The sequence below is a fragment of the Streptomyces aurantiogriseus genome, assembly GCF_014649375.1.
In the GTDB taxonomy this organism is placed as follows: Bacteria; Actinomycetota; Actinomycetes; order Streptomycetales; family Streptomycetaceae; genus Streptomyces; species Streptomyces aurantiogriseus.
The window spans coordinates 15091-34045 of record NZ_BMSX01000045.1 but is presented as its reverse complement, the minus strand read 5'-3'; the positions used below and the strand labels follow the sequence as shown (position 1 = coordinate 34045).

General features: G+C 69.3%; 17 protein-coding genes and 3 pseudogenes. 9 read left to right on the top strand and 11 right to left on the bottom strand.

The annotated features are described in order from the left end of the window. Positions 1 to 73: 73 nt before the first annotated feature. The 5 genes from IE263_RS46715 to IE263_RS46695 form a co-directional block, all read right to left on the bottom strand. Positions 74 to 952 (bottom strand): alpha/beta fold hydrolase, encoded by an 879-nt coding sequence (locus IE263_RS46715; RefSeq protein WP_189944251.1) that lies wholly within the window; start codon positions 950 to 952, stop codon positions 74 to 76. A gap of 26 nt (positions 953 to 978) precedes the next feature. Then, a complete protein-coding gene (locus IE263_RS46710; protein WP_189944250.1) occupies positions 979 to 1680 on the bottom strand; it encodes an SDR family oxidoreductase in 702 nt (233 codons plus the stop codon). An 88-nt stretch (positions 1681 to 1768) separates the two neighbouring features. Next, positions 1769 to 2212 carry a hypothetical protein gene (locus IE263_RS46705; RefSeq protein ID WP_189944249.1) on the bottom strand — a complete coding sequence of 148 codons (444 nt, stop codon included), beginning with the start codon at positions 2210 to 2212 and terminating at the stop codon, positions 1769 to 1771. Between the two features lie 735 nt (positions 2213 to 2947). Beyond that, positions 2948 to 3397 (bottom strand): DUF6114 domain-containing protein, encoded by a 450-nt coding sequence (locus tag IE263_RS46700; protein ID WP_189944248.1) that lies wholly within the window; start codon positions 3395 to 3397, stop codon positions 2948 to 2950. Between the two features lie 261 nt (positions 3398 to 3658). Then, positions 3659 to 4009, bottom strand: coding sequence for a DUF6230 family protein (locus IE263_RS46695; protein ID WP_189944247.1), 351 nt, complete (start codon positions 4007 to 4009; stop codon positions 3659 to 3661). A gap of 11 nt (positions 4010 to 4020) precedes the next feature. On the opposite strand from IE263_RS46695, the pseudogene IE263_RS46690 reads away from it, so the two are divergent. After that, a pseudogene (locus tag IE263_RS46690) lies at positions 4021 to 4362 on the top strand (DUF3533 domain-containing protein); the annotation flags it as partial. Between the two features lie 190 nt (positions 4363 to 4552). Further along, positions 4553 to 5122 (top strand): TetR/AcrR family transcriptional regulator, encoded by a 570-nt coding sequence (locus IE263_RS46685; RefSeq protein ID WP_189944246.1) that lies wholly within the window; start codon positions 4553 to 4555, stop codon positions 5120 to 5122. Between the two features lie 24 nt (positions 5123 to 5146). On the opposite strand, the pseudogene IE263_RS46680 reads toward IE263_RS46685, so the two are convergent. The 3 genes and pseudogenes from IE263_RS46680 to IE263_RS46670 all read right to left on the bottom strand — a co-directional run. Beyond that, positions 5147 to 5539, bottom strand: a pseudogene (locus tag IE263_RS46680) (TetR family transcriptional regulator); the annotation flags it as partial. A 525-nt stretch (positions 5540 to 6064) separates the two neighbouring features. After that, positions 6065 to 6236 (bottom strand): annotated as a pseudogene (locus IE263_RS50415) (integrase); the annotation flags it as partial. A 218-nt stretch (positions 6237 to 6454) separates the two neighbouring features. After that, positions 6455 to 7957 carry a long-chain-fatty-acid--CoA ligase gene (locus IE263_RS46670; RefSeq protein WP_189944244.1) on the bottom strand — a complete coding sequence of 501 codons (1503 nt, stop codon included), beginning with the start codon at positions 7955 to 7957 and terminating at the stop codon, positions 6455 to 6457. A 149-nt stretch (positions 7958 to 8106) separates the two neighbouring features. Here IE263_RS46670 and IE263_RS46665 point away from each other — a divergent pair, with 149 nt between their 5' ends. The 3 genes from IE263_RS46665 to IE263_RS49675 all read left to right on the top strand — a co-directional run bounded on the left by IE263_RS46665 (position 8107) and on the right by IE263_RS49675 (position 11542). Then, positions 8107 to 9315 (top strand): PucR family transcriptional regulator, encoded by a 1209-nt coding sequence (locus IE263_RS46665; RefSeq protein WP_189944257.1) that lies wholly within the window; start codon positions 8107 to 8109, stop codon positions 9313 to 9315. 856 nt (positions 9316 to 10171) lie between these two features. Further along, complete coding sequence (locus IE263_RS46660) at positions 10172 to 11116, top strand: MHYT domain-containing protein (protein WP_189944243.1); 945 nt, start codon at positions 10172 to 10174, stop codon at positions 11114 to 11116. Between the two features lie 270 nt (positions 11117 to 11386). Continuing rightward, a complete protein-coding gene (locus IE263_RS49675) occupies positions 11387 to 11542 on the top strand; it encodes a DUF6207 family protein (protein ID WP_308430830.1) in 156 nt (51 codons plus the stop codon). 897 nt (positions 11543 to 12439) lie between these two features. Here the strand turns inward: IE263_RS49675 and IE263_RS46655 are convergent. Continuing rightward, on the bottom strand, positions 12440 to 13552 hold the full coding sequence (locus IE263_RS46655; protein WP_189944242.1) for an alkene reductase: 1113 nt from the start codon (positions 13550 to 13552) through the stop codon (positions 12440 to 12442). A gap of 507 nt (positions 13553 to 14059) precedes the next feature. Beyond that, a complete protein-coding gene (locus tag IE263_RS46650; protein WP_189944241.1) occupies positions 14060 to 15406 on the bottom strand; it encodes an aldehyde dehydrogenase family protein in 1347 nt (448 codons plus the stop codon). A gap of 169 nt (positions 15407 to 15575) precedes the next feature. On the opposite strand from IE263_RS46650, the gene IE263_RS46645 reads away from it, so the two are divergent. From IE263_RS46645 to IE263_RS46635, 3 genes are all read left to right on the top strand, one after another. After that, positions 15576 to 15929, top strand: coding sequence for an ArsR/SmtB family transcription factor (locus tag IE263_RS46645; RefSeq protein ID WP_189944240.1), 354 nt, complete (start codon positions 15576 to 15578; stop codon positions 15927 to 15929). 132 nt (positions 15930 to 16061) lie between these two features. Beyond that, complete coding sequence (locus tag IE263_RS46640; RefSeq protein ID WP_189944239.1) at positions 16062 to 16355, top strand: hypothetical protein; 294 nt, start codon at positions 16062 to 16064, stop codon at positions 16353 to 16355. After that, positions 16352 to 16612: a hypothetical protein gene (locus tag IE263_RS46635; protein WP_189944238.1), complete on the top strand. Its 261-nt coding sequence runs from the start codon at positions 16352 to 16354 to the stop codon at positions 16610 to 16612. Before IE263_RS46640 ends, IE263_RS46635 begins: the two co-directional genes overlap by 4 nt. Before the next feature lie 103 nt (positions 16613 to 16715). On the opposite strand, the gene IE263_RS46630 is transcribed toward IE263_RS46635, so the two are convergent. After that, on the bottom strand, positions 16716 to 17705 hold the full coding sequence (locus tag IE263_RS46630; RefSeq protein WP_189944237.1) for a carbohydrate kinase family protein: 990 nt from the start codon (positions 17703 to 17705) through the stop codon (positions 16716 to 16718). Positions 17706 to 17898: 193 nt separating this feature from the next. On the opposite strand from IE263_RS46630, the gene IE263_RS46625 reads away from it, so the two are divergent. Further along, positions 17899 to 18921: a LacI family DNA-binding transcriptional regulator gene (locus IE263_RS46625; protein WP_189944236.1), complete on the top strand. Its 1023-nt coding sequence runs from the start codon at positions 17899 to 17901 to the stop codon at positions 18919 to 18921. Positions 18922 to 18955 lie beyond the last annotated feature (34 nt).

The window sequence follows — 18955 nt, the reverse complement described above, 5'->3', positions numbered from 1 at the left end:
AGGCACATGATCGAACCCGGTCCCCGTCCCGCACTACCCCCTAACGGGGGTGGCTACGGCGCTCTCGGGGCGGTCACGCCACCGCGTTCAGCAGGTCGGCCAGCAGGTCGGGCCGTTCCAAGGCGATGAAGTGGCCTGCTCCCGGCACCTGCGTGAAATCGGCGGCCGGCAGCAGCTCCTTGTCGGCCTGCCGGTCCGAGGGCCGCGACCAGTCCTTCTCCCCGTAGACGAGGTGGACGGGTGCCTTGACCTCGGAGTAGCGCGAGCGGGCGGCGATGAGGCTGGGCAGGCTCTGGTACACGGCCCGGGCGACGGTCGAGTAGCCGGGGCGGCTGCCCACCTGGAGGAGTTCGTCGAGGTAGTCCTCCCGCAGCGCGGCCTTGTCGACCAGCCCGCCCTGCAGGATCCTGCGGACGACGGGCTTGGGCTCCACCCCGGCGACCACCGGGCCCACCCCCGGAGTGAGGACACCGCTGACCACCACACGGGCGAGAAGACTGGACCGGGCGATCCCGCCGCGGAAGTCGTACGTGTTCACCGCGACGACGCGCCGGACCCGCTCGGGCAGGTCGGCCGCGGTGGTCAGGGCGAGCACCGCCCCCATGGACTCCCCGACCAGGGTAACGTCGTGGAGGTCGAGTTCGGTCAGGAGCCGCTTGACGCCCGCGCGCATGGCCGGCTCGTCGTACGACGCCCCGGGCACGATCTCGGAGTAGCCCATCCCCGGCAGGTCGAGCGCATACACGGTGTACTGGTCCGCGATCAGGGGGATGAGGACGCGGAAGTGCTCGGCCTGCGTGCGCACGGTGTGCAGCAGGACCACGGGAGCGCCGGTACCCGCCTTGAGGTAACGCAGGGTCCCCTCGTCGCTGCGGTGTCCTGCGCGCGGGGCGATGGTGTGGCTGGTGGTTCCCGGAATGTGAATCGCGGGACGTGACTCGTGGCTGGGCATCTCGCCGACTCCTCGGGTGAACGGGGTTACTTCGCCAGCTGCTCGTACAGGCCGGCCAGGTCGCCGGCCAGGCCGGCCTTGACCTGCCGCGAGATGTCGTCGGCGAGCACCTCGTACGCGCCCGTCTCGACGCCGTCGAGGGCGAGTGCGGCGACGTCACGCGGGTCGGACTTGGGCGCCTCGACGTCCGCCGCCAGGTCCGTGTCGACGTAGCCGACGTGCAGTCCGGTGACCGTGATGCCGCGCGGCTGCAGCTCCAGGCGCAGGGAGTTGGTCTGCGACCACAGGGCGGCCTTGGACGCGCTGTAGGAGCCGCCGAGGGCCAGCCAGGAGAGCACGGAGTGCACGTTGAGGAGGTGGCCGCCGCCGTTGCGCTCGATAACCGGCGCGAAGGCCCGGGTGAGAAGGAGCGGGCCGTAGAAGTTGGTCTCGAACTCCCGGCGTACGTCGTCGACCGGGGAGTCGAGGAACGACGCGCCGACCACGGCACCGGCGTTGTTGATCAGCACGGTCACGTCTTGCGCCTGCGCGGCGGCGGCCGCCACGGAGGCCGGGTCGGTGACCTCCAGCGCCACCGGGACCGCGTCGGGGTGCGTCACGGTGCGCGGGTCGCGGGCCGTGGCGTAGACCTTGCCGGCACCGCGCGCGTACAGCTCTTCCACCAGGGCCTTGCCGATGCCTCGGCTGCCGCCGGTGACGAAGACGTTGGCGCCCTTGAGTGCGGTCATGACTGCCTCCACAGAATGAGAAACCGATCGGTTTCCATCACGGTAAACCGATCGGTTCCAAGATGCAAGCCCAACCGGATCCCCGGACTCACCGGGGCGTTCCGTACCCGTGGATCCCCGGGATGACGAGCCCACCACCTGTCTGACCGGCCTGGTCGATGTCGGCGTCGTCCAAGCCGAGTCGGAGCTTGAGACCGAGGTTTCCGACCGTGTCGTAGAGCCACTCCGGGACGGTGTCGGGCGTGAGATGGAGGCGGAGGACTGGCGGCAGGGGGATGCCTTCGACGCCGGAGAGGGTGCCCGTCAGGCTCTCGACGTACAGGGTGATGCGGCCGCCTCGCAGTGTGGACGTCGAGCCGGGCACTCCGTCGATGTGCTGGATCTGCGGGCCGTCGGGTACGGCCATCTTCAGGTCGCGGATCGTCACGGCGGCCGCGGAGAACTTGAGCACCCGCTTGGGCCCGGCGGCCGTGTCCACGGTCACCACGCCGCCGAAGACGAGGTCGCGCAGTTCGAGGCGGCTGCCCTTCATGTTCCAGGACTCGGCGGCGAATCGACCGGCGCTCGTGTCCTCGGGAGCCTTGAGATCGCTGATGTCACAGGTACGGGAGGCCCCTGTGGCGGGCGCCGGTCGGGACGACGGCTCAGTCGTCCGATGGCCGGGGGTGGGTGACGCGTGAGGTGCGGCCGGTGGCGCGTCGGATGGTTCCGCGGTCGTCGGCGTCGGCGTCGGAGCGCCCAGGCTCGGTGAGGGACTCGTGCCGGGTGCCGGACTCTGCTGCTCGGTGTCGCTCTGGAGGAGGGAACCGAGGATGTCCGCGAGGCCGGTAGTGGCGGCGGTCGGGCTCGGTGAGGCCGTCGGAGCCGGGACCAGGCCCGTTTCCTCGTCGGCCATGTGCTCCGACGGCTCGACGGGCTCGCCGCTCGTGGGGGCACTGGGCGTGCCGGGAGCAGCGGAGGGAGTGGGGGGGCGTGGCAGGAGGTGCCGTGGCTGGGACTGCCGAGTCGTCGGGGCGGGCACAGTCGACGCCGCCGGCGGGCGCCTCTTCGGGAGCGGAATGAGCCGCGGTGGCAGTCGCGTCGGCTGCGGGCGGACGCTGACTCGCCAGGACGAGGACGGTCGGCAGCGCAGTCAGTGCGAGAGCCTTCCCGAGCGGCAGGCGCAGGCGGGTCAGCGCGGACGTACGGGGAACGGCGTGACGACCTCTCGTCGGCCGCGCGTAGTGGGGTCCCACGGCCTCGCCGCGGAGGTCCGGCGACTGGTCGGTCATTCCCCGGCCCTCCCCGACGGCCCCTCGGTGTCATCGGGCGTGTTCACCGGGCCCCACGCCAGGGCCAGGAGTCCACCCGTGGCCGCGCACAGCGTGCCGACGAAGAATCCGCCGAAGTTCGAGATGGGGAGCGACAGCACACCGAGGAAGACGGCCACGCATCCGGCGAAGAACCTGATGATCGGCTGGAACCACAGAAGCCCACCGAGGACGATCAGCGTCAGGCCGATGACCAGGGACCCCGCCCCCGCGGTGGTGGACATCGCCACGGACAGAGCGCCCAGGGAGAGGTTGAAGTACGGGAAGTAGATGATCGGCGCGGCGGCCAGGAGTACCAACAGGCCAGCCCAGAAGGGGCGGGTGTGCCGCCAGGCCCTGAAAGCCCGGCGGGCGCGGGCGAAGCCGCTGCCACTGTGGGGGTGCGCGGGTGCGCTGACACTCGTCATGTGGGGGTTCCCAAATCGTCAGCGGGAAGGGGAGGTCGGTGTGCGGTCAGAGGTGGCGTCCCGCATCGTGGTGCAGCCGATCAAGTACGCGGAATGCGCGGGTCATCGCCACAACGACGCGGCTCGGGGCCGCCAGTGGCGCTGACGGCAGGTCAGTCCGCGGTGGAACGGGCGCCGTGTCCCCCGCGGGTCGGCCGACGCGCGGCTCACCAGAACGCGTCGAGCAAGGTCGCTCACACCATGAGGCGGGACACGACCCGGTCAGAAGCAATCGTGGCGGCCGGCCGCGATGTTCATGTGCAGGCCCGCGAGTTCGAACGTCCCGGCTGACGTGGCCCAGACCTTCTGGCGGGCGTCGATGATCTCCACCTTGTCCGCCTGCTGGGCGTAGCCGTCGGGATCGACGTGGTCCTTCGGGTTGACCTGACCCTTGGTCATGGAACCGGTGGCCACGCCGATGTCGACGTTGGTGAAGGTGCCCTTCTTCGCCTGGAGATCGGTCATGTCGATGTACAGGTCCTTGGCCTTGACCGGCGTACCCGATCCGCCGGCCTTGAGCGTCATCGTGTAGGTCCCGAGGACGGGTATGTCCACCGGGACGGACTGGCACATGTCAGTGACCGCTCGCGGTCTTCGGTACGCCCGGCATGCTGGTGGCCACGCTGGTCTTCATCGGGATGGCGGTACCCACGGCCGGCGCCACCACCCCCATCGAGGCGCTGCCCGGCTTCTACCGCTTCCTCGCGGAGTTCGAGCCGCTGCGGCAGATCACCGGCGGCATCCGCTCGATCCTCTACTACGACGCCCAGGGCGACGCGGGTCTGACCCGGGGCTGGGTCATGATGGCGGCCGCACTCGTGGCGGCCGCACTGTTCGGCTTCGGCGTACTGGGGTGGTACGACCGCGAGGGACTGCACCGCATCCCGGCGGAGACGAAGCCCGAGAAGACCGCCGTCCCGGCGTGACGGCAGGTCACCCAAGACGGGCCATTACTCGGAGTGGCCCCGGTGTGTGTCGCCCTGCCGTGGACGACAGGCGCGCACACCATCATGGCTCGGCGACGGCCCTTCCCCCAGGCCGTCGCCGAGCCTCTCTCCCGGGGGCTCCGGAAACCGATCGGTTTCTATTTCGTCCGCTTCGGGTTAACCTCGCGGTATGACCACCGAAGTGAAACTGAGCCCCAGGGAGCGGCTGCTGGAGGCGGCGGCCACGCTCACCTACCGAGACGGCGTCAGCATCGGCGTCGAGGCGCTGTGCAAGGCGGCGGGGGTGTCGAAGCGCTCCATGTACCAGCTGTTCGAGAGCAAGGACGAACTCCTGGCAGCAAGCCTGAAGGAGCGTTCCTCCGCCTACGTGGCGACCCTCCTGCCTGCGGCGGACGACAACCGTTCACCCCGCGAGCGGATCCTGCACGTCTTCGCGCAGGTGGAAGCACAGTCCGGCGCCCCCGAGTTCCACGGCTGCCGGTACCTGGCCGTGCAGGTCGAACTCAAGGACCAGAGCCACCCGGCGAGCCGGGTCGCCCATCAGGTCAAGGCGAACCTGACCGCCTTCTTCCGCACCGAGGCCGAACAGGGCGGGGCGGGCGATCCCGATCTGCTGGCCCGGCAGCTCAGCCTGGTCTTCGACGGCGCGAGCGCCCGCGCGGGGATTCAGGCCGACAACCTGACCGGGCTCGTCGCGCCCACCGTGACGACCCTGCTCGACGCGGCAGGCGTGCGCTGACGCATCGCCGCCCAGAGGACTCCCTCACCTCCCGGCACCCACGGGAAGCCCGATGGCCGTAAGTGTGTTGCCGAGCATGCCGCAGGCGAAGAAGCTTGCGGTCTCGTCGGCATCAGCGCCCAGCGACAGGTGCACGGTGTCCCAGATCCTCATCCAGCCGGCCCGGACTACCTCACCGATCAGGTCATCGCCCTGCGCCACGGCGGCATATCCCTGCATCTGCATCAGGAGCGTTTCGGGGCGCGTCGAGATCAGCCGCGCGTAAGCGGTCGTCATGGCCTGAAGAGCCCGCTCGCCGCCCTCCACCCCGTCGGCCGCCCTCTCGAAAGCCAGGCGGGTGTCCTCCATGGTCCGCACCAGAGCGGCGACGAAGATCGCCTTCTTGTCCGGGAAGAGCCGGAAGAGATACGGCTGCGCCGCCTCGCACCCGCCGGGGTCTTCGACAAGCAGATCCGCAAGATGAACCAGCTGGCCGACTGACGCGCAGGCGCCGCCTGCGCACCAGGCTGCTCCCGATGGGGACCAGAGTCAGCATCACCGCCGAGGCTTTTTGTGATCTTCAGGACTCGGGCGCGGAAGGGGCCAGCCATCCATGTGCACACGCAACGGCTCCGCGCAGTCGGCCCTGGCACGGACCGACCCCGTGCAGAAAGTGGCCACTTCAGCGCGGCACCCGCCCGTCCTGGAGCGCCGTGCCCATAGCGTGCCCTTCAGAGCGGACAACCACGGTCAACAGCGGGGCCATCAAGCCCCCACACCAGCGGCGGCCGAACGGATCTGTGCAGGTCAGACGGCGTAAGGCTCCCCAAGCACCGTCGCTTCCCAAGCTGAGAGCGCGAGTTCGATTCTCGTCACCCGCTCCAATATGAACCCCCAGGTCATTGACCCGGGGGTTGTTCTGGCGGGCGGGGAGCGCACCACATGCGCACCATAAGCGCGCTGCTAGGTGCCGGTGGGCTTCCGCTTGTGGTGCGCGCGACTGTCGCTGTGGTGCTTCGCACGCTCCGCGCGGACCATGCCGTCGAGCCCGGCCGCCACATCGCGCTGCCACTCCTCGTCGGAGTGCTGATAGATCAGCGGCTTTCTCGGAAGACCGGCCGGCCCGGATCATCGTTCGCGACGACGAGGACGCTCAGCACCGGAACGCCGTCCGGGGCGTCGAGAAGTGGAGCGAGGCGGACGTACTTCGGTGCCTCCACTTCATACGCCATGAACGCCGCCGCCTGGCAAGATTGGCCAAGTCAACGGGTCAACCAGACCAGTGACGAATCAGCCGGCGCAGTACCGGGGGCGCCCGTACACGGTGCCTCACCGTCACTCGTGACGGCGCCGTCAGACCGTCGCCTCCGGCGCCGCCGGTGCGCTGATCTGCCGCTTGAGGATCTTGCCGCTCGGCCCCATCGGCAACGTGTCCATGAGCCACACGGTCCGGGGGTACTTGTACGCCGCTATCCGGTCCTTGACGTACTGCCGCAGTTCCTCGGCCGTGGCCCGGGCACCCGGACGCAGGACCACCGCGGCCGCGATCTCCTCGCCGAGCTCCTGATGCGGTACACCCACCACCGCGGCGAGGGCGACGGCCGGGTGCTCGTGCAGGATCTCCTCGACCTCGCGCGGGTAGACGTTGTAGCCGCCGCGGATGATCATGTCCTTCTTCCGGTCGACTATGTAGAGGTAGCCGTCCTCGTCCCGCCGGGCCAGGTCTCCGGTGCGCAGCCAGCCGTCCGGGACGGCGATCGCCGTCTCCTCGGGGCGGTTCCAGTAGCCCTTCATCAGGTTGGGTCCGCGTACGGCCAGCTCGCCGATCGCTCCGGGGGCGATGTCCTGGCCCTTGTCGTCCAGCAGCCGGACCTCCACGTCCTGGATCGGGGTGCCGATCGAGCCGGCCTTGCGGGGCCGGTCGAGGTGGTTGAACGTCACCACGGGACTCGTCTCGGACATGCCGAAGCCCTCCAGCACCGCGCAGCCGAAGCGCTCCTCGAAGCCACGCAGCACCTCCACCGGCAGGGAGGCGCCGCCGGAGACGCACATCCGCAGCGTCGACACGTCCGCGTCCGTCGGGTGCTGCAACAGGGCCGCGTACATGGTCGGTACGCCACCGAAGACCGTCGCCCGGTCGCGGGCGATGGCATCCAGCACGGTCTGCGGATCGAAGCGCGGGATGAGCGTGAGCGAGGCGCCGCTGCAGACGGCCACGCTCATCGTGCAGATCTGGCCGAAGATGTGGAACAGCGGCAGACAGCCCACCACCACGTCGTCCGCCGTCATCCGCTGGACGTGGACCTCATTGGCCTCGGTGTTGTGCCGCAGTCCGCCGTGGGTGAGCGCGGCGCCCTTGGGCTTGCCGGTGGTGCCGGACGTGTACAGCAGGACAGCCACGTCGTCGTCCGCCGTCCGCGCCACCTCGCTCAGCGGCTCGTGCCCGGCCAGCAGCGCGGCGAAGGACGAAGGCTCCACTGCCATGCGCCGTACCCCGGCGGCAGCCGCTCCCTGCATGCCCTCTCCCGGCGCCTGGTGCCATTCGAAGAGCAGTACGGCGCCTGAGTCGCTGAGGTGGTACGCGGTCTCCCGCTCCTTCAGCAGCGGGTTCAGCGGCACCACGATCGCCCCGGCCCGGAGCGCGCCGTAGTAGAGCACGACGAACTCGGGGACGTTCGGCAGCATCAGGGCGACCCGGTCTCCGGGCCGTACGCCTTCGGCCCGCAGCAGCGCGGCCGCACGGGCGCTGCGTTCGTCCAGCTCCGTGTAGGAGGTGATGTGCGACCCCAGCCTCAGTGCGGGCCGTTCCGGCTGCCGGGCCGCCGTCCGCACCAGAAATTCCGCCAGATTCGCCATGACCGTCCTCCACGAACTCACCGTTGAAATCCGCTGTTCACGTGGGCGCCATCGTGCTTCGAACCACCGCCGACGCCAATGGACCGCGCGACACCATCACCCGCCCACAACTGTTCTCGCGAACAAGACAGGCACATTAAGCTGCGATGATGGACCTTTCAGACGCGATCGCGGCGATCCACGAGCAGCTTCCCGAGCTGGGAGAGCGGATCGCGGAACGCATTCGCGCGGACGTCCCCGCGTACGCGGATGAGTCACTCATCCCGTTCGACTCGCTGCGCCGGTCCTGCACCGCCAACGCTGACCTGGTCCTGAGGCATCTGCGCCGTTCCGGCGCCCCGGATCCCGGGCCCGCCCGGGAGACCGGCAGGATCCGCGCCGAGCAGGGCATGCCGCTGGCGGACATCCTGCACGCGTACCGGATCGGCTTCGAGTTCCTGTGGTCGGAAATCCTCACCCAGGCACGCACCCCCCACACCACGGTCCCCGACGCGCAGCTCGTGGACCGCTCAGCGGAGATCTGGCACCTGTTCGGCCTGTATGCCGAGGCGGTGGCGGCCGCACACCGGGAGACCACCGCCGAGCTGGCCGTGCAGCGCGGCGCCCGTCGCTCAGCACTGGTCGAGGCACTGTTCTCCGGTGTGATCACCGACCGCATCACACTGTGGGACGCGGCCCGCGAACTCGGCCTACCGGAACGCGGCCCCTACTCTGTCGTCGCGGCGGCGGCAAGCTCCCCCGGCGAGGAGCCTCTGTCGGGCGTGGAAACCTCGCTGCGCCAGGCACACCTGCCCTCCGCCTGGCGGCTGCTGCCGGATCAGCAGATCGGCCTCATCGCCGTCGCCACACCGGAGGCGGAGGCCACCGGCCTGCGCATCCTGCGCCGCGCCGGCGCCCGCGTGGGCGTCAGTCCCCGCTTTTCCTCGCTGCGGGACACACCCCAGGCCCTGCGCTTTGCCCGGCTGGCCCTGGCGGGACTACCGGACGGCAGCCCAGGCGTCGCCCGCTTCGACGACAATCCCCTCGCCATGCTCGTCGCCGCCGCCCCCGTGGAGGCCGCTCACCTGATGAACGTGGTCCTGAAGCCCGTACTCGACCTACCGGGCCTCGAACGCACGCGTCTCCTGGGCACTTTGGAGCACTGGTTCGACGCCGGCGGCTCCGCCGCGACCACGGCGGAACGCCTCTACGTCCACCCCAACACTGTCCGCTACCGCCTGCGCCGCGTCGAGGAACTGACCGGCCGTTCCCTCTCGGATCCCCATACAGTGGCAGACCTCCGCGCCGCGCTGCTGGCCACGCGAAGCCCCGCGACGGCGCGAAGCCCGGACACCGACCAGGCGACATCGACTGAATGACCTGTCCCAAACCCCGCAACAGCCCTGGTATTGCCAAGCTGTTCGAGCCGTGCGTACACGCCACGCTCACCGTCCGCTGTGACGTCGTAGTCGACGTTGAGCGTCGGCCGACCCTCAACGACGGAGTGCGCGACCTTCCGGGCACGTCAGCGTCCAATACGGTGCCCGGAACGCACGTCGAGAGGGGCCGCGGGCGGGAACGAAACAGCACCTCCCGGGCGGGCAGGCATCCGTCCAGCCGACCGTTGAGACCACACCGAGCGGCCCCGTGCCAGAGCCAACTGCCGGTCGGCCACCTGATCCGACCGCCATCGCCCCCGAGGAGCGAATGAAATCGGCTGGGAAACGGGGTGGAGCCCCGGTACCGACCCTGCTTGGACGTGCCTGCCGAGCCCGACGTCGGCGCCGAGCAGGGCCCGCAGACAGCTGATCGTGGCCGTCTTCCCGCCGCTCATGGCGCCAGTTATGGCATTCATCCCAGGTTCGAAACGGATGCGCCGACTGGTCCCGATCAGGTGCAGTTCTTCGATCCGGATTCTCACAGCTGAGTCCCCCATTCCGCCTCGACGATGTCGGGGAACGCTCCGCGCCGCTGCCGGAGTTGCTGGGGGGCCGGGCGGGAACACCTCGGCCGGTTACTCAACGACGCGGCGTAATTCCTTGGCCTGAGCTTGAATTATCAAGCTCGGTGAGGATTGTGACGGCGAATCAGTATCGAGTCAGACAAAGTCGTTCACCGTTTAACCAGGTACCGACAGTAACCTTTGGAAAACCGGAGCGCGTCGGCCTGCCTCTCGACCAGACTTGCCTCCCGCAACGGCCATCTCAACTGGCCTGAATCGGGGGGAATTGACATATGCAAGGCACGGTCGACGGTTTCAGCTACGGCGCGGTCACCCCGGTGGCCGCCTACATCATGGCCTGCCTGGGCGCGGCGTTAGGACTGCGCTGCGTCGTCAGGTCCGTCTTCAACGAGCAGTCCTGGAAGCCCGGTTGGCTAGCCCTCGGCGCGGCGTCGATCGGCTGCGGCATCTGGACGATGCACTTCATCGCGATGATCGGCTTCCGGGTGAAGGAGAGCCGGATCCACTACGACGTCGGCCTGACCGTCCTGAGCCTCGTCGTGGCCATCGCCGTGGTCGGCATCGGCGTCTTCGCGGTGGGCTACCGGGGCGTGAGCACCGCCACGCTGTGCGCCGCGGGCGGCGTCACGGGGCTCGGGGTGGCCGCCATGCACTACCTGGGCATGGCCGCCATCCAGCTCAACGGCTACATCCAGTACGACACGCCCATCGTGGCGCTGTCCGTGCTCATCGCCATCGTCGCCGCGACCGCCGCGCTGTGGGCGGCGGTGTCGATCCGGGGCTTCCTGACCAGCCTGGGGGCCAGTCTGGTCATGGGTGTCGCGGTGTCCGGCATGCACTACACGGGGATGGCCGCGGTCGGGGTCCATCTGCACGGCGGGAGCGGGGGGACGTTCAGCGGGGAGTCGCCCACGTCGATCCTCCTGCCGATGCTGATCGGGCCGGTCATCTTCATGGTGCTGGCCGGTGTGGTCGTGATGTTCGATCCGTTGCTCGTGCTGGGGGACGGGGACTGGAACCGGGGGAACGCGGTGGTTCGGGTGGGTCGGGAGCGGGAGGGAACGGGACCGCGGATGCCGGCCTGGCGGGGTGACCGGCCCGATGTCCCGCTGCCCCATACGGTCGATGACAGTCCGGGGTCCCTGTTCGAACCTCCGGTTCGGCGGGAGCTTCAGCAGCCGCGGGGGGCTGCCGCGCGGCGCGTGCGGGAGTGGTGAGTTTTTCTCGCCCCCGCCGCCTCTACCCGTCCCATCCCAGGGGCTGCCGCCCCTTCGACCCCGCTTGAGCGCCTTTCAGCTCGGGAGTGTGGTTCGTTGGCGGGTGCGGGTTCGATGTGGCTTGTCGCGCCGGTGGCCTCGCGGCGCAGCTCCGTGACGGGGTGCGGGTGAGGATCTCGGCGCCACGGGCCCGCACCGACTCCGCGACCGCGAGCGGCAGTCGTCCCACTCCGCCCTCGAGGCGGCCACGGCCAGGAAGTCGTACGACGCCTGCAGTGCGGCCTGGTCGGGTTCGTACTCCTGGCCGGTGGCGCGGCGCCAGCGGACCGTACGACCCGGGAGCCTGGTGAGCCGGGCGTGCGGCTGCGCTGCTTCCTGGACCTGCGCCAGGAACTCGACTCGGAGCACCAAGAGGAGCGAGCTTGACCCGGTGACCGGCTGACCAGCCGAGGAACGTCAGCGTCAGCGTGGTCGGGGGTCCCTCTCGCCCCGACCACGGGCGCGACCAGGACCGGTCCGGCCCTTGGCGGTCACCCGGGCAGCCGACGGCCCGGGTGGAAGGCATCGAGCGTGACGTGGACGCTGCCAGAGCCAATGCTGGCCACCCCGTGCCCGATCCTGCTCTGCAGCCGGGGTGGGCCAGCGAGCCCAAATTATGGATGGGGTTTCGTTCTGTCCGTTGTCCACTGCGGGCATGGCTCAGGGCCCTCCGGCGTGAAGGGCCCTGGACCAGTGGTGACGTCGGTTGGGGAGCCGTTAACGAGCGGCGAATCAGGTGCCAAGTAACTCGTGAACCGCCTCCGAGGTCGCCGCCGCAAAATTTCAGCTGGACGGCGAGGCCCAGCCCGGTGGCGCCGCTTTTGTTCCGTAACCAGCCCGCCTCGTCGCAGGGCAGGGTGAAGTGGTCCACCACCCCGTCCAGATCCCGCCCCACCAACAGCCCCTTTCGTCACCCCCGTTCCCAGCGTTCGGGCTGGACGGTATGGGCGCCGGTGTACAGCGGGGACGGATATCGGCGAAGGACTCCCCTACGGAAGGCGGACCTGGTGGATGGGCCGCCGCCGGAAAACTGTCATAGGCGTCAGCTGTGGCCGAAGGCCGCCGCCGTGGCCACGCACGAGAGCGATGTGCTCGACGAGGTCACCGAACGCAGGCTGCTGACCAGGAACCTGCGGACCCTCAACGCCCTGACGGACCCGACGGTCCTCGAGCCGGTGATCGCCGGTGTGACCGCGGGCTCAAAGGGGCGGGCACAGTGTCGCCGGTCGGGCGCCTGTCCATGTGTGAGTGGGGCTGCCGCATGGACAGGCGTGACCGTGGGCCTCAAGCCGCTTCGAGGAAGGGGTAGTCGGTGTAGCCTTCCGCGCCCGGCCCGTAGAACAGTTCCGGCCGCGGCTCGTTCTCCGGGTGGCCACCCTGCCAGCGCTCGACCAGGTCGGGGTTGGCGATGAGGGCCCGGCCCACGACCACGGCGTCGGCGTGGTCGGCCTCGATCTGCTGGAGCGCCTGCTCGCGGGTGGTCTGCCCCCCGAAGGGGCCGTTGTTGACGATCAGCTTGCCGTCGAAGCGCCGCCGCAGCTCCTGTACAAGGTCGCCGCCCGGCTCGGTGTGCAGTACGGAGAGGTAGGCCAGGCCCAGCGGGCGCAGTTGGTCCACCAGGGTGCCGTAGGTGGCCAGGACGTCGTCCCGGTCGGTCTCGAAGACGTCCCCGAGGTCGACCTCCGGCGAGATCCGCAGCCCGACCCGCTCGGCACCGACGGCCTGGGCGACCGCCGTGACGACCTCGATGACGAAGCGGGCGCGGTTCTGCGGCGAGCCGCCGTATCCATCGGTGCGCTGGTTGGCCGCCGGGGAGAGGAACTCCTGGAGCAGGTAGCCGTTGGCGCCGTGGATTTCCACGCCGTCCGCTCCCGCCTCGATGGCCCGGCGGGCCGCGGTGACGAAGTCCTCCAGGGCTGCCCGGATCTCTGCGGTGGTCATCGCTTCCGGTACGGGGTAGGGCTGCTCGCCCTTCTCGGTGAACGTCTTGCCGTCGATGGCGATCGCGCTGGGGGCGAGGATGCGGCGGCCGCCGTTGATGTCGGGGTGGGTGCCGCGGCCGGCGTGCATGATCTGCAGGACGATGCGGCCGCCCTCGGCGTGCACCGCCTCGAACACCCGCTGCCAGCCGGCCGCCTGCTCGTCGGTGGCGATGCCCGGCTCGCCGACATACCCCTGCGACGCGTGGTCGGGGTAGGTGCCCTCGGTGATGATCAGCCCGACGCTTGCCCGCTGCCGGTAGTACTCGACCATCAGGTCCCCGGGGATGCCGGAGGAGCCGGCCCGGACCCGGGTCATCGGTGCCATGACGATGCGGTTGGCGAGCTCGATCTTCCCGAGGGCGACGGGGGAGAAAAGCGACGGAACGGGCGAAACTTCTGAAATATTGACAGTCATGGGTTTCTTTCTGCAATACGGAGGGAAACGGGATGAAGGTCTGCGACGCAGGGGGTCCACGCTGTCCCGGCGGAGGCGCGGATGCGGTCCTCGGGCAGGCGCGGGCCCGCTGACGGTGACGCGGTTCCATGACCGCGATCGGGGTGTGGGTGGTGCTGGCGGCGAACGCGGTGAGAGCCGCATGCCGTCGGCGTCGGCGTCGACGCCGGTCAAGCGCAACTGCCCGCCGAAGTACGGGCGTTCGCTCCTTGCGCACGATCAGCAGTCAGCCAGGTGACGAAGTCGTGGGTGCCGCCGCCGGAGTCGGTACAGATCGGTGTCTGCAGGCCGCGCCGCGACCGACTCCCTCGACGCGCCCCCGCGAAGAGGACCGATACACGGCTTCACCTGGAACGCGCTTTTGGCGGTGGCGGGAACAGCGATCTCAGCGCTCCTCATTCTCACCGGCCTGAGGCACTTCCGCCGGCCGATCGCCCATCGGACAGCCTGCTCCACGAAAGCGCGAGGCTAGTTGAGCGGCACGTCCGCGACGGCCTTGAGGTGGCTGAACGTCTCGAGGGAGTACCGGCCGTGGTACCGGCCCATGCCGCTTTCGCCGACGCCACCGAAAGGCAGTCCCGGCATGAGCAGTTGCATCACCGGCTGGCCCCAGGCGACGCCGCCGGAGGACGTCTCCTTCACGAGGCGCGACTTGGTGGCCTCGGAAGCGGTGAAGGCGTAGAGCGCGAGGGGCTTTTCGCGTTCGTTGATGAAGGCGATGGCGGCATCGAGGTCTTCGACTTCGACGACGGCGAGGATCGGACCGAAGATCTCCTCCTGCATGACCGGCGATGCGGGGTCGACATCGGTGAGCACGGTCGGTGCGATGAACAGGTCGTCACGGTCGTGCTGGCCTCCCACCGCCGCCCGGCCGGAGTCCAGCAGACGGGTGAGCCGGTCGAAGTGCCGCTCGTTGATGATCCGGCCGAAGTCGGCTGCGGTCTGCGGGGTGGTGCCGAACTGGGCTTCGACCGCCGCGCGCAGGGCGGGGACCAGTGCGGCGGCGGTGGCAGGATCGGCCAGAACGTAGTCGGGGGCTATGCACTGCTGCCCCGCGTTGCCGAACTTGGCGCCGACCAGCCGCTTCGCGGTCTCGTCCACGTCGGCGTCAGGCGCCACGAAGACCGGCGACTTGCCCCCGAGTTCGAGCGTGACCGGGGTGAGGTTCTTGGCTGCCGCGGCCATGACGATCCGGCCGACCGCGCCATTGCCCGTGTAGAAGATGTGGTCGAAACGCTGTGCCAGCAGGGCCGTGGTCTCCTCGGCGCCCCCCTCGACCACGGTGAGCACATCGGCATCGAAATACTGTCGCAGGAGACGTGAAGCGACCGCTGAGGTGTGCACCGAGAGCTCGCTCGGCTTGGCCACCACGGTGTTCCCGGCGGCCAGTGCGCCGATGATGGGGTCGATGAGAAGGTGCAGCGGGAAATTCCAGGGAGCGATCACCAGGACGACCCCGAGCGGGTCGTACGTGGTGTAGGCCGTTGTCGTGGGACCGAAGTGGGCGGGAACCTCCACCGGGCGAGGCTGAAGCCAATTCTCGAGATTCGCCAGTGCCTCGTCGATGTCGGCGACGGTGAAGTCGATCTCCTGCGTCTTCGCCTCGGCGGCGTTCTTCCTCAGATCCGCCCAGAGCGCTTCGATCAGCTCCTGCTCGTTCTCGACCAGCAGTGCCCGCAGCCGCTGCAACTGGTTGACGCGCCAGTCCAGCCCGCGGGTGACGCCGGTGTTGAACGTCGCACGAAGGCGGCCGACCACCTCCGCGGCCGTTTCGGTCCGGTCCGTCCTCGGCTCGGTCGCCTGTGTTGTGGTCATGAGGTGTGCTCCGTTCTTGATGCAGGCCGCGCCGTCAAAGGCGTTCGTGGCATGCCGTAGTACCGGTGATGGGCAACCCGGTGGATGACGGATGAAGAATCAATCCGTGCCTTCACTGTAGCCCATGTACGCGCCGACGCGAACATGAGGCAGGGGTTATTCTTTCCTCATGGCCAGCCGCACCTCGTCCCCCCTCGTCCACCCCGACACGGACGACCTCGACCTCTTCAAGATCATGAGCGCGCTGACCGACGAGACCCGGCTCACCATCGTCGTCACCCTCTCCGTCTCCCCCGGCCTGGCCTGCAGCGGCTTCACGCAGGACGTCACCGCGTCCGTACTCACCCGCCACTTCCGCGTCCTGCGCGAGGCCGGTCTCATCCGGCAGCACGACGTCGGCACCCGCCGCATCAACACGCTGCGCAAGGAAGATCTGGACCAGCGCTTCCCCGGACTGCTCGACCTCGTCCTCAAGGAAAGCGTCGGCCGCGTGGAGCCCTACGTGAACACCGAGTGCACCTGACGCTCCGGGGCACCCCTTCGCGGCCGCGACGAACCCGACCCACCGCAGCCAGGCCTCCAGCTTACGGTCGGCATCGATCACGTCGAACAACACCCCGTGCCCCGAGCGGCAGTAACCGGTGCCCTGCGGTCCTTGTTCCGGGCGCTGAAGCGCGAGCGTGTCATCTTCCGTGATCCAGCCCGGGGGGTCTCCGTCACTTACATCGAAAGCGCGCCCCGCAGGATTCCTTCCGACCGGCTCGTCGGCCTGCTCGACAGAGCGCCGACCGGGATGGCGAAAGCCGTGGTCGCCCTGATCGCGATCCACGCGCTCGGCCCGACCGAGATCGCTTGCCAGCAGATGGCCGACCTCAACCGATCAAAGGGCCGTATGACCGTCCGCCGCCATTTGGCAGTCACACCGTTCACCTCGACGAGCTCATCATGAAGCTCCTGACGAACTGGCTCCGCGAACGCGCGGCGCGATGGCCCCACAGCACCAACCCTCACCTGTTCGTCACCCAGCAGACAGCCCTCGACCCCAGCCGGCCACCCCTCGCGAAATACACGCTGCGGCCCCTCTTCCTCAGCCTCGGCATCCAACCACGGCAACTCCGTATCGACAGGGTCCTCGACGAAGCACACGAAACCGCCGACCCGTTCACCTCATGCGCGTCTTCGGCATCCGAGCACCGTCGGGTCTGAGATGAGGCCGCGTCTGTATGGGTGTCACCACCGTCCCGCTGGGTTCCTCCTTGACCCCATGACGAGAACGCCGTACGTCTGGAACCGGGTACGGCATGCGTGTTCAGAAATGTGGCGTCAACCGATCGCCGCCGCTCTCCAGTGCTGTTTTGTCCGCCCGCGGTGGGTTTGCGCCAGTGACGGAGCACGTCAGGGCGGCGACGCGGGCGGCGAACATGCACGCGTTGGTGACGTCTTCCAGGGTCAGTACGTCGAGTCGGCCGCCGAGGTGTCCGAAGGCGGCGAGGCGGTGCAGTAGTCCGGCAGTGAAGGAGTCCCCAGCGCCGATCGTGTCAACGACGTCCACGGCCGGGGCAGGGACGGTGACGCGGGTGCCGTCGAGGGAGGCGAGGGCGCCGCGCCCGCCGAGGGTGATGACGACGAGGCGGACACCGGCGGCGTGCCAGGTGTCGCATGCCTCTTCGGGGCTGGCGCCGGGAAGGAGCAGGGCGAGGTCGTCCTCGCTGAGGCGGAGGATGTCGGCGAGGGCGCACCAACGGGGAAGCCGTTCGCGGTAGGCGGAGGTCGGGACGAGCAGAGGACGGACGTTGGGGTCGATCGATACGGTGACGTGTTCGCGCGCATGGGCGAGGTGGTCCTCGATGCGACTGCCGCCGGGTTGGCGTATCAGTGCCAGGGAGCCGGTGTGCAGGCAGGCCGCGTCGTCCAACCCGGTGGCGGCAAGTTCCTCGTCGGTCCACTGCCAGTCGGCGGCGCTGTCGGCGTAGAAGGTGTAGGTGGCCTGGCCGGTCTCATCGAGGTCGGCGACGGCGAGTGTGCTGGGCTCTGGGGCGGTCACGCTGCCGGTCAGGTCGACGCCGGAGTCGCTGAGGCGGGCCCGGAAGAGGGTGCCGAAGACGTCGCTGGAGAACCGGCCGAGGAAGCGGGTGGGGGTGCCGAGCCGGGCAAGGGCGACGGCGGTGTTGGCGGGGCCGCCTCCGGGCAGGGCGCGCAGCGCGAGTTCGCCGGAGCCGGACTGACCGGGGTCGGTGAAGGCGTCGGCGACGCACTCGCCGAGGACGGTGACACTGTTGGGGGCCTGGGGTCGGGCCATGGCGACTGCTTGCCTCTCGCGGAAGGGCGCGGGCTGCCAGCACCTGGAGGGTGGCCTGATGCAGCCCATACATGGGTATTGACATGCCACTCAAGACGGACGTAACTTCCCTGCCACACGGAAGTAACGCGCGTTATTAAAGCGCGAAACCGGAGGCGGTGTCTCGCCTCCGGTCGGCCGAAAGGGACTGGAAGTGGCCACGAACAAGTCGCAGCGCGTGACCATGAGCGATGTGGCGCGCCACGCGGGCGTCTCGCGGACCACCGTCTCCTTCGTCCTCAACGACAAGCCCGGCGCCGCCATCCCCGAGGAGACCCGTCGGCGGATCCTGGAGGCGATCGACGAGCTCGGCTACCGGCCCAACGCCGGAGCGCGGGCGCTGGCCGCGAACCGCAGCGGGTGGTTCGGGCTGATCACCGAGATCGTGACCGGCCCCTTCGCGGGGGAGGTGATCACGGGCGCGCAGAGCCGCGCCTGGGGTGACCGGAGGTTCCTGCTGATCGCCGCGAGCGAGGGCGACCCCGCCCAGGAGGCCGCCGCGCTCGACCAGATGCTGGAGCACCGCGTGGAAGGGCTCCTGTACGCCACGACCTGGCACCGCGCCGTCACGCTCCCCAAGGCCGCCCGGGAGGTGCCGACGGTGCTCGTCAACTGCTACGACGCGGAAGGGGAGCTGCCGTGCATCCTGCCCGACGAGGAGTCGGGCGGATACAAGGCGACCCGCCGGCTCCTGGACGCCGGTCACACCCGCATCGGGCTCATCAACCTCGACCCGGCGATCCCGGCCGCCATCGGCAGGCGCGAGGGGTACGAACGTGCCCTGCGCGAGGCCGGAATCACCCCCGACCCGTCCCTGGTCATCCCCGGCTGGGCCACCGCCGACGGCGCCTACACCGCCGCCTGCGAACTGCTGGACCGCCCGGCCGCCGACCGTCCGACCGCGCTGTTCTGCGGAAACGACCGGATGGCGATGGGCGCTTACGACGCGATCAAGGAACGTGGACTGCGCATCCCGCACGACGTGGCCGTGGTGGGGTTCGACAACCAGGAACTCATCGCCGCCTATCTGCGGCCGAAGCTGACGACGCTCGCCCTGCCCTTCGAGGCCATGGGCACCAAGGGCATCGACATGCTTGCCGCTCTCGCAGCGGGGCAGCCGCTCGACACCCATCAGGTGACGATCGACTGCCCGCTGCTCGAACGCTCGTCGGTCTGACCGCTAATCAGTCCGCCGAGGAATCCCATCCCCG

Bases quoted from the DNA above. Each gene is read 5' to 3' on its own strand.
- IE263_RS46715 (WP_189944251.1), bottom strand. From the start codon at position 952: ATGCCCAGCCACGAGTCACGTCCCGCGATTCACATTCCGGGAACCACC.
- IE263_RS46710 (WP_189944250.1), bottom strand. From the start codon at position 1,680: ATGACCGCACTCAAGGGCGCCAACGTCTTCGTCACCGGCGGCAGCCGA.
- IE263_RS46705 (WP_189944249.1), bottom strand. From the start codon at position 2,212: ATGAAGGGCAGCCGCCTCGAACTGCGCGACCTCGTCTTCGGCGGCGTG.
- IE263_RS46700 (WP_189944248.1), bottom strand. From the start codon at position 3,397: ATGACGAGTGTCAGCGCACCCGCGCACCCCCACAGTGGCAGCGGCTTC.
- IE263_RS46695 (WP_189944247.1), bottom strand. From the start codon at position 4,009: ATGTGCCAGTCCGTCCCGGTGGACATACCCGTCCTCGGGACCTACACG.
- IE263_RS46685 (WP_189944246.1), top strand. From the start codon at position 4,553: ATGACCACCGAAGTGAAACTGAGCCCCAGGGAGCGGCTGCTGGAGGCG.
- IE263_RS46670 (WP_189944244.1), bottom strand. From the start codon at position 7,957: ATGGCGAATCTGGCGGAATTTCTGGTGCGGACGGCGGCCCGGCAGCCG.
- IE263_RS46665 (WP_189944257.1), top strand. From the start codon at position 8,107: ATGGACCTTTCAGACGCGATCGCGGCGATCCACGAGCAGCTTCCCGAG.
- IE263_RS46660 (WP_189944243.1), top strand. From the start codon at position 10,172: ATGCAAGGCACGGTCGACGGTTTCAGCTACGGCGCGGTCACCCCGGTG.
- IE263_RS46655 (WP_189944242.1), bottom strand. From the start codon at position 13,552: ATGACTGTCAATATTTCAGAAGTTTCGCCCGTTCCGTCGCTTTTCTCC.
- IE263_RS46650 (WP_189944241.1), bottom strand. From the start codon at position 15,406: ATGACCACAACACAGGCGACCGAGCCGAGGACGGACCGGACCGAAACG.
- IE263_RS46645 (WP_189944240.1), top strand. From the start codon at position 15,576: ATGGCCAGCCGCACCTCGTCCCCCCTCGTCCACCCCGACACGGACGAC.
- IE263_RS46635 (WP_189944238.1), top strand. From the start codon at position 16,352: ATGAAGCTCCTGACGAACTGGCTCCGCGAACGCGCGGCGCGATGGCCC.
- IE263_RS46630 (WP_189944237.1), bottom strand. From the start codon at position 17,705: ATGGCCCGACCCCAGGCCCCCAACAGTGTCACCGTCCTCGGCGAGTGC.